This is a genomic window from Paenibacillus sp. IHB B 3084 (genome assembly GCF_001447315.1).
Lineage (GTDB): Bacteria > Bacillota > Bacilli > Paenibacillales > Paenibacillaceae > Paenibacillus.
On the sequence record NZ_CP013203.1, the window covers coordinates 3,476,393 to 3,488,581 of the forward strand.

A 12,189-nucleotide genomic window follows, 5' to 3' on the forward strand; every position below is an offset into this window, starting at 1 on the left:
TGCATAAATCCCATTTAGATTTATCATAAAATGATGCTGTTTTTTCAAGGCTTATCCATCGAGATTTTTGTGCCAGTTTTTTTGTTTTCAGATCATTATCTCACTCACGGTTAATTGAACGAACAATAGGCTCACCTCATTAGGTTTTTTAATATCGTATGATGGCACGAAGACTGTGCGGCTCCCGTGACACTAGATACCTTGGAAGCCTTAGAACAACAAATAAAAGTAATAAAGCACGATAATGGAATTTATAAAATTAGAACGATTACAGACGAAGAGGATATAATACCTGTACCTGCAATTGGTAAACTGGTTTATAACATTGAAGAGGAAGAATCAACAATTAGAAAAGAAGACGTTAACGGAACTGAACTCGATTACGAAGAATATGATGAAGGGGGTGATTACTTTGTTCCATTACCTACTAATATTAAACCAATAATAGATAGTTTGAATTCACTAGATGACAGAAGAGTTCAAACTGTTATAAATTCTTTAGCCTTGGCAACAAAAGAGAATTTTGAAAATTGGCTTCAGAACTTAAAAATGAGTGAGTTTGAATATTTAATTACACCTTCAAATAGTTATCCTTATAAAAGGTATATAATCAGGAAAATTATTGCTAATTGTTGCGTATCACATCTTTCGTTACTTATAAATACACTTGTCTCAAATATCTCGAACGAGAGCCAATTGTCAGTTTATTATGACAATTTAATTGAGAGAGTAAAAAATTTAAGGAAGATCAGAAGGAAGAGTTTATCGGTTTAATGGTGGATATAATTGATTCACTTAAGGACTATGTTCACAAGGGTCAACTTAATGGGAAAAAGAATTTAGCGAAACCAAACTTAGATAAATTGAGCTACCTTTTAACTATTTGCGGAAAATCAATCTATAAATCTGCTGAATTAGAGTACAAAGATGTCCAAACCGAAGTATGTTTAGTTCCAGGGTATCAAGAGATAAAAAGGAAACGTGAAGCTCTTGGAGAAGACTTTTGGTATTATGCCGAAACGTTTTTTTCAGTATTAGAATCAGGAGGCTGGAATAGTAATCTACCTTCCATAAGTTCACTATTTAAAGAATTAAGTAAAATCAAGCTATCATTCGAACAAAAAAAGAGAATTAATAAACTATTATAGAATGTTTATTTCGTGTCATTTCCTCAGCCCCTTATCACTAGTAGTGTAGTGCATATACACTCTTAGTGTCCAAGTTCACTAGGGGGCTAAAGAGATTATACAACTTCACCAAATCCATAGTTGGATTACATGTACGATTATCGAAGTTATTTTATTTACTGATCGTTCCTTGATGTGTTACATTAATTTTGGGAGGGAATTTATATGGCTAGAAGTAAAGAGTTTGAAGTGAACGAAGTATTGGATAAAGCAATGAAGATCTTTTGGGAACAAGGTTACGAGAAGACATCGATGAGTGACCTAGTCGAGCATATGGGAATTCATCGCAGAAGTATATATGATACATTCGATGACAAACATTCGCTGTTTCTGCAGGCTATGGATCGATACTGCAGCAAAGTTAACGCCACATTGCTCGCAGAAGTAAAAACGTCCAAAACTGCAGTGGAAGCACTGCATAAAATTTTTGGTTTTATGATCAGCGAATCAGAGGATATGCCATCTGGTTGCTTAATCGTGAATTCAGCGGTGGAGCTGGCCGCACGTGATACTGATGTGGATACCAGGTCAATTGAACTGTTTACGGTAGCAGAGCAGATGTTCGAGCAAATTATTCTTTGGGGACAGCGGGATGGAGAATTCTCCTCTAATCACGATGCCAAGAAAATGGCAGAATACCTGCACAATATCTCCGTTGGCATAAGAGCAATGGCAAGAACTTCGACGGATAAAGAAAAACTAAACCGGATAGTCAATGTATCGATGGAACTTTTAGAAAATTGATGCATTGATTTTTTTGCATATAATAGAATCATCATTCCCAAATCGCTTTTTAGAATGAGGGGAAACAGTCGGGGGAGATTAGGAAGTAGTCTTGACTAAGCCTACACACGTGAAGTATCGATTTGTCATTGATATCAGCACGATGTAAGTTTGCCAGTTATATGTTTGTACAAATTTATAATCATTGATATGGCTGGTGTGCAATATCGATAGATAAAAGAGACAAGAAAGCAGCTGGCAGTTAAGGTCAGCTGCTTTTTGTTTTTCTTCCTTAAGGCTTCTTTAGGTTGAAATGGTTCTCAGAAATGTAGCATATAAAAAAACAAAAATACTTTACATTGTGTTACCTTAGTTTTGGGAGTGAGTTTTATGGCTAGAAGCAAAGAATTTGTAGAACCTTGGTTGGTAAAATAAAACGATGTCATATAGTCAACGTTTTTTTGCATTTAATAGAATGAACGTTCCCAATTGCGCGGTAATGCCTTTGCCTAAGTTAAGCTCCCTATTTAATAGTAGTACATCACACTAAATAGTGATCAGGTCACAAACTTACAATAATTAATTGAGGTGGATACTAGATGAAAAAAACTGTACTTATTACTGGTGCTTCGGGTGGAATTGGAAAAGAGTTGGCGGATCGCTTTGCCAAAGATGGTCATAACATGGTCCTCGTGGCAAGAAGCGAGGCTAAGCTTATAGAATTGGCAAAAGGATATCGAGAAAAATACGGTGTTCACGTAAAGGTGTTCGCAAATGATGTGACGTCACCTGGCGTGGCCGAAGAAATCTCTGCCGAGCTTAAAAAGGAAGGAATCGCCGTCGACTATCTGGTCAATAATGCGGGCTTTGGCTTATATGGGTCATTCTTGGAAACAGATTTGGAACAAGAAATGAATATGATTGATGTCAATATCAAGGCTTTAACGATTATGACGAAGTTGTTCTTGCCGGATATGGTTAAGCGGCGCCAAGGGGGCGTAATGAATGTGGCTTCTGTAGCAGCTTTTTACCCCTGACCGCTAATGGCAGTGTACTTCGCCACGAAGGCATACGTTCTTTCATTCACAGAGGCGCTGGAGAATGAACTGACCGGAACGGGTGTGACTGTGACGGCTCTATGTCCTGGCCCAACGGCAACTGGTTTCGTCGATCGTTCAGACGTGGGATCTTCCAAGCTGTACCAAAGCGGTGTTATGGAAGTCGGAGTGGTGGCAGATGAGGCATATCGCGATTTCTTGCGTGGCAAGACACTCATCATTCCAGGAGCAATTCATCGTTTCATTACATCCCTACCGCGGTTTTTACCTCGAAAAATGATGACAGGTCAAATCAGAGCACGTACAGAGCATGTAGATCGTTGATTCTAGTTAATAGAATAGATTGGACAATCCCTAACATATGACAACAATGTACCAATAGTCCGTTAAGGTGCATCCAATATTTTTCTCAGCAATATCAGGAGCGGATAAGCAATGGTTCTCTGAAGTTTGGTTTCCAAAGGCAGAAGAAGCTGGATTGAAATATATGGCATTAATTACGCCAGAAAAGGCAGTTGCTAGATCCTTTTTAAAACGACTTGATTCAGAGCTTACAGGAAGCTACGCCACTGAAAACTTTGATTCTATGGAAGAAGCCGTAGATTGGTTAGCTAAAAGCAAATAATGTTCCATAAGAATCATAGTTCTCAAATCATCCTTACAAATTCAGGTTCAGAGTTTACGAAGGCTAAAGGCAAGAACTAGGGTTCAAAAGAGAAAGCAATAGATAAGTTATAAACTAAGGAAGATTTAAAATGAAATTAACAGGAAACACGATTTTTATTACAGGCGGCGGTTCGGGAATTGGACGGGGATTAGCTGAGACATTACACAAACTTGGAAACAAGGTTATCATCTCAGGACGGAGTAAAGAGCGTCTGGAGGAGACCATCCAAGCGAATCCTGGCATGTCTGCAGTGGAGCTGAATATACAGGACCCTGCAAGCGTAAATTCAGTCGCCCAGCAGTTAATTGAAGAATACCCAGATCTTAATGTATTGTTTAACAACGCTGGTATTTATACGCCTGAAGATCCGTCGGGGTTGGTTGACGAAGAAATTTTGGTTCAGACAGTCACCACAAACCTGCTTGGTCCGATTCGTATGGCGGCTGCGCTACAGGGTCATTTGAAATCCAAAGAAGAAGCTTATATTATCAATACGACTTCGATACTCGGATTCGTACCGGTGGCACAGGGGGCTATATATTCTGCGACGAAAGCAGCGCTTCATTCCTATACACTGACCCAGCGCTACATCCTGAAAGACACCTCGGTGAAAGTACTGGAAATTGCGCCGCCATTGGTTCAAACGCAAATGATCAATTATGATCCGAATGCGATGCCACTTGCAGCATTCATTGAAGAAACGATGAATGTACTTGGTACAGATACGGATGAGGTTCTGGTGGAGTCAGCAAAAATGTATCGTAATAATCCGGGCCCGAACGAAAGCGTTCTTGTGAACCAAGTTAACGATATGACGTCTGGTCAGTAATTCGCTTTTATGATAAAGCACCCTGTAGATGATAAAATGGATGGATGCATACCAATTTAAGAACAATAATTACAAAAAAAGGGAGTGGTAAAAAATGAATATTTCTAAACAAGTTGCTATTGTCAGTGGTTCTAATCGAGGTTTAGGCAAGGAGCTGGCTCTTGAACTTCTAGCTAGGGGAGCTAAAGTGTACGCTGGAGCGAGAAACCCGGAAACAATTGATCTGTCGGGTGCTATTCCACTGCAGCTCGATATTACAGATCCGAAATCCGTCATGGCTGCGGCTGAGGTTGCTGGTGATGCAACCCTTCTAATCAACAATGCAGGTTCCGCCACTGGCGCTTCTCTCCTCACAGGTGAGCTAGACGATATTCATTTGGAATTCGACACTCATGTTTTCGGCACACTTTCAATGATTCGCACTTTTGCACCCGTTATTGAAAAAAATGGAGGAGGTTCGATACTGAATATCCTGTCCGCATTATCTTGGATCAATATCGGTAACTCAGGCGCGTATTCAGCTGCAAAATCCGCTCAATGGGGAATAACAAACGCATTACGTTTAGATTTAGCCCCTAAGAACATTAAGCTTGCCGGATTGCACGTAGCGTTCATGGACACCGATATGACAGCTGGCATCCAAGCACCTAAGACATCTCCGAAGGACATCGCTAAAATCGCGATCGATGGAATCGAATCCGATCTCTACGAGATTGTTGCTGATGATACAAGTCGAAATGTACAACAGGGCCTCTCTGCAGGAATTTCTTCCCTGTACCCACAATTGTTTGAATAAAAGGAGGAGTGTACATGCGTTTTCTCGTTCATGTCAAAATCAAACCAACGACTACTGAGAAAGAAATTGTGGAACTGTTACCAGCGGAACAAGCACGATTTGCTGAATTAGTGGAACAGGGGCTAATCAAATCCTTTTACCTTTCCCACACAATGGACGAGCATTGGTCCATTTGTATTGGAGACAGCTTAGAAGAGGTCCGAGTTGCTGTGGAGTCATTGCCGTTTTATAAATTTATGGCAGTAGAATACACCGCGCTAGTCGACGATAAGCGTTAGTGGGCGGGAGCGCTGTTGCGGTTGTTCTTTATTTGATTGCGAGAGCCATTCTGCGCAGTACAGGAATACGAAGGGGCCTATGCAAATTGCAATTGGCATGATTGTGCTTCCTTTGGCGCTCAACTATGTTCTGATTTTCGGAGCGCATGGTTTTCCAAAGCTGGAATTGTCAGGTGCAGCCTAGTCCATCATCATTAGCCGTTTCATCGCAGGTGCCGGGATTTGGAAAGAAATGAAGCAAAATTCAAGGAACTCCTTAATAGAGAAGATATATGCTTTGATGACATGAGTGAGATTTTGGATACTACCTACTATTGGATAGAAAAAGAACTTAAAAAGCCAATTACTCATTGAAAATAGCGTCGTTTACTGAAACACATCAAGACAGGTCAAAATTCGAGTGTTCACCGCTATGGCTCGTAACGATGTGCTTCAACAATTCCTCAATCTGGATCGCTCTATGCAGACTCCGAACAGTTTAAAAACCAGCCTACCTATGAGCAAAGAATATTTTCATTTGATGTACAAAATAGGTGCTACCCGATATGCATATCATGAGAAAATAAAAGTGGAACAACAATTGTTTCTGGATTATACGGGGTAGTACCAGCTTCACTGACACCACCCGCAAACGTATGGGTTAAACTGGGGATTTATTAAATACCTGATTATATTCAAGCTGCGCATCGGTGATCACCAGCTTTGAATAGACTTCCAGCGATTTTCTTCATGGCCGGAACATATCTGAATCAATGCATCATCAAAAAAAGCAGCCACTACAGGGCTGCTTTTGTACTACGGGCTAATTGCTCGTGTATTTTACCCAATCGTATTCGGCGTATAGCGGATTCGCTCCGTTATACGGACCTAGCCAGTCGTCAACACCAGTGCCATTCCATAAATTCATCATAATCTTGCCTGGCGTGCTCGGTATGTTCGTAGTTGCCGTATGCTTTAGAACCCCGTCAACATACCACTTAATGTATCCTGACTGCCAATCGAATGCATAGGTGTGAAAGCCTCTTGATGCATCAAAGCCCAGATCAACAATCTTCTCGTGACCACCGACCCCGTTTGTATAATAGTTGAATTGCACTTTTGTCGTGTCTTTACCTAAAAATTCAATATCTATTTCATCCCATTGCGTGCCATCAGTAGGTCCCGTATACGTAAAAAAGGAAGATACGATCCCTGTATTTTTAGCAGGCTTCATACTGACCTCGTATAAGCCGTATCTGTAAGTGTTCGTCGATCGATACTCTCCGCAGTCAAATTTATTGTACGCAGAACTCGTTAAGCCAAGCTTCATTTTGCCATCGTTCGTAAAATTGACATTATTGGCACGCCAAGTGCAATTAAACATGTTCCCATTGGAATATCCGTCCGCCTTTTGCCATGCACCCGAATTGAAACCATTAAGTGGTTCCCAAAAAACATTCCCCGCATAAACGCTTACCGAAAAAAACAGAGAGACAATGCCCGTGACCATTAAAGTGAACCAAGATTTCTTCTTCATTTTACACCTCCATAAAAGATTGACCAAACATGAAAGAAACGGCTGACAATGATACATTATTTCAAGTATTGACCGGCTTACCGAAAAAATATAAAACGCTTCCATATTTGGTATCTTCATTGTAGCCTGGAAATGAGGCGTACACTATAGCAAACTTAACGCTCGAAACATAATTAAAAAAAACCTAAATTTTATCAAGTTGTGGTTTAAAAATGCACCGCTGGGCCGCTACTCACGCCGATAACTAGAGCGCCAGCACCATGATTCCGCCGCGCTTCATCATCATGCTATGGAAGTTGAATCAAAGAAGGGTGATTAAAGAAAAGATAGCAAGACCTTTTTAAGGGGGGCTTGCTATCTTTATGGTTTAGAGCAATTATTCCATAATCATTACGTCTATATATTGGCCGTTCATAACCCCTTGTTTTTCTTGGCCTCTTTCTCTAATTCCGAATGAAGCGTACTACGAACGCCTTTACTGCGGAAGGTTCTGTCTACGTAAATCGAAAGGTCCGCAATGCCATCATAAGCACAACGATGAGAATAACGATTTAAAGAAGCCCAGCCAACCACGACCCCATCCGATTCTGCGACCAAAACAGTATAACGACTTTGATGTACTTTAAACCAGTCAGTCATGTAGTCGAAGTCCTTGGCTTCCACCTCCAGTGTAGCTATCCGATCTTCAATCCCTTGATTGTAAATGTCCAAAATACGGTTTAAATCTTCTGAGGTTGCTGTTCGAACGTTTAATATTGGCATACTGATCCCCCCGCTCATAAGCACATTAGGCTTTCTTGGCTTTTATAACTGCGGAAACAATATAATCATCCACGTTTGCTTCAGGCACCCAATCCTTGATGAATGATTTGGATTCATCTTTAGGTTCGATGCTAATACTCGTAAATCCACTTTGCTGCAGCATGGATTTTACTTCTTCCAATGAGGAGGCGCCGGAAATACAGCCGGAATACAACTCATTTAGATCGTTTTTTATTTCAGGAGGAAGTTCTGTGGTTGTAATGATATCGGAAATCGCTAATCTGCTGCCAGACTGCAAAACACGATAGGCTTCATTGAACACCTGCTGTTTATCCGGTGAAAGGTTAATCACGCAGTTGGAAATAATAACATTTACTGTACCATCCGCTACCGGTAGATGCTCGATTTCACCTAGACGAAAGTCGGTGTTTGTGAAATTCCCTTTGACTGCGTTATTGCGGGCGCGGCTGATCATATCCGGCGTCATATCGACTCCGATGACCTTGCCGTTGTCCCCTACTTGGCGAGAAGCCAAAAAACAATCGAATCCGCCGCCGCTGCCTAGATCGAGAACAACTTCTCCTGCTTTCAGTTCTGCAATAGCTTGCGGGTTACCACAGCCAAGTCCGAGATTTGCTCCTTGAGGCACAGCTGTTAACTCCTTAGTCGAATAACCCATTTGCGATGAGAGGCTATCCGCATCTGACGGAGATCCACAGCAGCTGCCTGCTACGGGGGGATTGACTTCCTTAACAGCAATCTGTTGGTAGTGGTTCCGTACATTTTGGCGGATTTGATCATTTGTCAGTTTATTCATATCAAAACACTCCTTTAATTTGGATTGGAAAGGTGGATTGAACAGCTCTTATGTTTAAGTTAGCAGCAAGGCGCGCAGCAGATAGAGGTTTGCACTGGCTTGGGAAGAAAAAAGTCAAAAGACAACCGACGACCTTTTTTAGGATTAGAATTTGACCATTTCCATACGGATTGAGATCGGTGCTGTTTTTCCAATTTGCGAGCTTTCATCAAGTATTCCGCAACATAAATGTTTTCTAAAATTTCTAAAAACCTCCATTTATTTGGATTAAAATTTGTAAATCGCAAGTATCAAAGGAGAGTATTATCCAGTTACCGGAAAACAACATTTGCTGGATTGGGCCATGGCATCGTTAAAAAGTTTCACAGATCGAATCACGGTATCTTTTTCAAAATCAGTCAAATACGAAAAAACTTCGTTTAAGTATTCATTCATTTGTGCATCAATGGTGGTTGCTACATATTTACCTTCCACGGTGAGGGACAGGGTATAGACTCTACGATCGCTAGGGTCCGGCGTTTTCTCAACCAAATTCATCTTGGTCAAGCTCTGAACCTGTCTACTGAATGTAGTGATATCTGTTCCAAGGGTTTCAGCAATTTGCTGCATGGAAGGTTTATGCTGACGGTCAATTTCATAAAGTATATGGCTTTGAACTGGTGAAATATCGTGTCCACCCACGGTACAACAGTTTTTGTTCAGTAAGCCAAAACGGCGTGTCATGTTTTGAAATAACTCTCGTGTATTTTCCATGTATGTTTCACCTCATGCCTTAGTTATACATTATAAATTTGCAAATTGCAAGTAATATGCATACTTGATTTTAGAATGGAGCTAAATTAGTATATAAGCATACAGTTATATGAGTGAAAGGGGGTTACACATTGGAGCAGCTTGGTTATGTAGCCGATCATTTAAAGCTTCTGGGGGATAAAACCCGCTTGGCCATGCTTTCCCTGCTAAGAGAAAGAGAATGGTGTGTTTGCGAATTCGTGGACATCTTCGATATGTCACAGCCAGCCATCAGCCAACATTTGAGAAAATTAAAGTCGCAAGGGATCGTAAAAGAAGAAAGACGAAGTCAGTGGGTATACTATTCTTTAAACGTAGATGACAAGCCCCATATTCAAGCTGTGCTTGAGTGTATGCCAGATTCTAAGCAAATATTAAAATGGATGAATAAAGAGGAGCCCATAGCATCTTGTGGACCGGATTCCCCAGCTTGCTCCTCCTAAAGGTTGTTCAGTTTATCTCCTTGCGGGGATAAATGTTTCCTTTATATAAGTATATGTTTATAAGGTGATGGGTAAAAAAGGGGAGGGATTAGCAGAACGAGAAGATGGAGGACTAGAGATATCAATGGGTAATGGAGGTTTTGAACATTGGTTTTGTTGGCATGCATTATATTCTTAGCGACTTTAGTGCTGGTCATCTGGCAGCCTAAAAATCTGTCTATAGGCTGGTCAGCCTGCGGTGGAGCCGTACTTGCTCTACTGGTGGGTGTCGTCGATTTGCATGATGTTTGGGAAGTCACTCAGATTGTCTGGAATGCGACACTGGCTTTTGTGGCTATCATTCTGATTTCGTTGGTGCTTGATAAAATCGGCTTCTTCGAATGGGCGGCGCTTCATATGGCACGAGCTGCGCGGGGAAGCGGGACCCGGATGTTTGTTTACGTGAGCATTCTTGGCGCCGTTGTGGCTGCTTTTTTTGCGAATGACGGAGCGGCCTTAATTTTGACACCGATTGTTCTAGCGATGGTTCGGGCACTGAAATTTGATGAGAAAATGGTTTTCCCTTTCATCATAGCGAGCGGATTTATTGCGGACACGACGTCGCTTCCACTTGTAGTCAGCAACCTGGTGAATATTGTATCAGCCGATTTTTTTGGGATCACCTTTATGGAATATGCGAGTCGCATGATTGTACCTAATTTATTTTCCTTAGCGGCTAGTATCGTGGTACTGTATCTCTTTTTTCGCAAAAGGATTCCCAAAACATTTGATGCTGCACAATTAATAACACCTGCAGAAGCGATTAAAGATCCAAAAATGTTCCGCATGTCTTGGATCGTTCTCGCGGTGCTGTTGGTTGGTTACTTTGCATGCGAATTTTTTAGCATTCCCGTTTCGGTGGTAGCCGGGATCATTGCCGTCTTTTTCTTGCTAATGGCGAGAAGAAGCCCTGCGGTACCGATGAAAGAAGTCATTAAAGGCGCTCCATGGGCCATCGTATTTTTCTCCATTGGAATGTATGTTGTGGTGTATGGTCTGCGTAATGCCGGATTGACGGATCTGCTTGCTCATGTCATTCAAGCGGCTGCCGATCAAGGTATGTTTGTGGCCACCATGGGCATGGGTTTTATCGCGGCTGTTATCTCGTCGGTGATGAATAACATGCCTACGGTCATGATTGATGCGCTTGCTATAGATGCCACCCATACAACCGGTATCATCAAAGAGGCGCTGATTTACGCTAATGTAATTGGATCGGATTTGGGACCGAAAATAACCCCGATTGGTTCATTAGCTACATTGTTGTGGCTGCATGTGCTTAGCTCAAAAGGCGTGAAAATTTCTTGGGGAGCTTATTTTAAAACAGGCATTGTTTTAACGATTCCTACACTTTTTATTACCCTGCTGGGCTTATATCTGTGGTTAATCATTTCATAATTGAACATTAAAGGAGACGTTTATCATGGAAAAAAAGACAATTTACTTTTTGTGCACCGGTAATTCTTGCCGCAGTCAAATGGCAGAAGGCTGGGCCAAAAAACACTTGGGAGACCGTTGGAATGTATACAGTGCGGGCATTGAAGCACATGGCCTTAATCCTAAAGCGGTACAAGCAATGAATGAAGTAGGCATCGATATTTCAGCTCAAACTTCAGATATCATTGATCCAGTCCTGCTGAACAACGCCGATTTGGTTGTGACTTTGTGCGGGGATGCGGCTGATAAATGTCCCATCACACCTCCACAAGTTCGCCGTGAGCATTGGGGATTTGATGATCCGGCCAAAGCAGAGGGAACGGAAGAAGAAAAGTGGGCCGTCTTCCAGTGGGTTCGTAATCAGGTGGGAGAACGCATTAAACAATTTGCGGAAACCGGCGAATAATAGAATGTCCAGCCGGGAGCCATCCCGGCTTAGTTTCTAAAAAGAGTGTAAGGAAGGAGATCTTATGTATGAAATCCATCGAGATCTATGATCCAGCTATGTGTTGCTCCTCAGGCGTATGTGGGCCCGGTGTTGATCCTGAATTAATTCGCACGTCCTCAATCGTTCATAACTTGCAAAAGCAAGAAGTGAGCGTATCTAGATATAATCTGGCCAGTGAGCCAGATGCCTTTGTATCAAACGTCATAGTCAGACAATTATTGACCGATGAAGGACCGGAGGTCCTACCTGTTATTGTTGTAGACGGACAAGTGGTTAAGAAGCAAAGCTATCCTACCAATGAAGAATGGGAGCAGTGGACAGGAATCGCTGTTTCTGAACTGACTGCCAAGCCCCGGATACGCCTGGAGATAAAGACGAAATTATAATAACGGAAAGA

At 41.7% G+C, this 12,189-nt stretch carries 15 protein-coding genes and 2 pseudogenes; 13 read left to right on the forward strand and 4 right to left on the reverse strand.

Annotated elements, in window-relative coordinates; genetic code table 11:
- The first annotated feature begins 186 nt into the window (after positions 1–186).
- From ASL14_RS16180 to ASL14_RS16220, 9 genes and pseudogenes are all read left to right on the forward strand, one after another.
- A complete protein-coding gene (locus tag ASL14_RS16180; RefSeq protein WP_134912397.1) occupies positions 187–774 on the forward strand; it encodes a hypothetical protein in 588 nt (195 codons plus the stop codon).
- Entirely contained in the window at positions 774–1,148 is a 375-nt protein-coding gene (locus ASL14_RS16185; RefSeq protein ID WP_134912399.1) for a hypothetical protein, read from the forward strand. The genes ASL14_RS16180 and ASL14_RS16185 overlap by 1 nt, the downstream gene beginning before the upstream one ends.
- Before the next feature lie 204 nt (positions 1,149–1,352).
- The gene (locus ASL14_RS16190; RefSeq protein WP_134912401.1) at positions 1,353–1,931 is read left to right on the forward strand and encodes a TetR/AcrR family transcriptional regulator; all 579 of its coding nucleotides are present in this window, start codon (positions 1,353–1,355) and stop codon (positions 1,929–1,931) included.
- Positions 1,932–2,509: 578 nt separating this feature from the next.
- Positions 2,510–3,292, forward strand: a pseudogene (locus ASL14_RS16195) (SDR family NAD(P)-dependent oxidoreductase).
- Positions 3,293–3,359: 67 nt separating this feature from the next.
- Positions 3,360–3,593 (forward strand): hypothetical protein, encoded by a 234-nt coding sequence (locus ASL14_RS16200; protein ID WP_134912403.1) that lies wholly within the window; start codon positions 3,360–3,362, stop codon positions 3,591–3,593.
- 130 nt (positions 3,594–3,723) lie between these two features.
- Positions 3,724–4,464: an SDR family oxidoreductase gene (locus ASL14_RS16205; RefSeq protein ID WP_134912405.1), complete on the forward strand. Its 741-nt coding sequence runs from the start codon at positions 3,724–3,726 to the stop codon at positions 4,462–4,464.
- A gap of 94 nt (positions 4,465–4,558) precedes the next feature.
- The gene (locus ASL14_RS16210; protein WP_134912406.1) at positions 4,559–5,260 is read left to right on the forward strand and encodes an SDR family oxidoreductase; all 702 of its coding nucleotides are present in this window, start codon (positions 4,559–4,561) and stop codon (positions 5,258–5,260) included.
- A gap of 14 nt (positions 5,261–5,274) precedes the next feature.
- Positions 5,275–5,538 carry a muconolactone Delta-isomerase family protein gene (locus ASL14_RS16215; protein ID WP_134912408.1) on the forward strand — a complete coding sequence of 88 codons (264 nt, stop codon included), beginning with the start codon at positions 5,275–5,277 and terminating at the stop codon, positions 5,536–5,538.
- Between the two features lie 412 nt (positions 5,539–5,950).
- Entirely contained in the window at positions 5,951–6,142 is a 192-nt protein-coding gene (locus ASL14_RS16220; RefSeq protein WP_134912410.1) for a hypothetical protein, read from the forward strand.
- A 198-nt stretch (positions 6,143–6,340) separates the two neighbouring features.
- Here ASL14_RS16220 and bglS read toward each other — a convergent pair whose 3' ends face one another.
- The 4 genes and pseudogenes from bglS to ASL14_RS16245 all read right to left on the reverse strand — a co-directional run bounded on the left by bglS (position 6,341) and on the right by ASL14_RS16245 (position 9,386).
- On the reverse strand, positions 6,341–7,054 hold the full coding sequence (gene bglS, locus ASL14_RS16230) for a beta-glucanase (protein WP_134912412.1): 714 nt from the start codon (positions 7,052–7,054) through the stop codon (positions 6,341–6,343).
- 423 nt (positions 7,055–7,477) lie between these two features.
- Positions 7,478–7,816, reverse strand: a pseudogene (locus ASL14_RS16235) (GNAT family N-acetyltransferase); the annotation flags it as partial.
- 25 nt (positions 7,817–7,841) lie between these two features.
- Positions 7,842–8,633: an arsenite methyltransferase gene (locus ASL14_RS16240; RefSeq protein WP_134912414.1), complete on the reverse strand. Its 792-nt coding sequence runs from the start codon at positions 8,631–8,633 to the stop codon at positions 7,842–7,844.
- A gap of 303 nt (positions 8,634–8,936) precedes the next feature.
- Positions 8,937–9,386 (reverse strand): MarR family winged helix-turn-helix transcriptional regulator, encoded by a 450-nt coding sequence (locus tag ASL14_RS16245; RefSeq protein ID WP_134912416.1) that lies wholly within the window; start codon positions 9,384–9,386, stop codon positions 8,937–8,939.
- 131 nt (positions 9,387–9,517) lie between these two features.
- On the opposite strand from ASL14_RS16245, the gene ASL14_RS16250 reads away from it, so the two are divergent.
- The 4 genes from ASL14_RS16250 to arsD all read left to right on the forward strand — a co-directional run bounded on the left by ASL14_RS16250 (position 9,518) and on the right by arsD (position 12,178).
- A complete protein-coding gene (locus tag ASL14_RS16250; RefSeq protein WP_134912418.1) occupies positions 9,518–9,868 on the forward strand; it encodes an ArsR/SmtB family transcription factor in 351 nt (116 codons plus the stop codon).
- A 147-nt stretch (positions 9,869–10,015) separates the two neighbouring features.
- Positions 10,016–11,305, forward strand: a complete 1,290-nt coding sequence (locus ASL14_RS16255; RefSeq protein ID WP_134912420.1) for an arsenic transporter — start codon at positions 10,016–10,018, stop codon at positions 11,303–11,305.
- A gap of 25 nt (positions 11,306–11,330) precedes the next feature.
- Positions 11,331–11,750, forward strand: a complete 420-nt coding sequence (gene arsC / locus ASL14_RS16260) for an arsenate reductase (thioredoxin) (RefSeq protein ID WP_134912422.1) — start codon at positions 11,331–11,333, stop codon at positions 11,748–11,750.
- A gap of 68 nt (positions 11,751–11,818) precedes the next feature.
- A complete protein-coding gene (gene arsD, locus ASL14_RS16265) occupies positions 11,819–12,178 on the forward strand; it encodes an arsenite efflux transporter metallochaperone ArsD (protein WP_134912424.1) in 360 nt (119 codons plus the stop codon).
- The last annotated feature ends 11 nt before the right edge of the window (positions 12,179–12,189 follow it).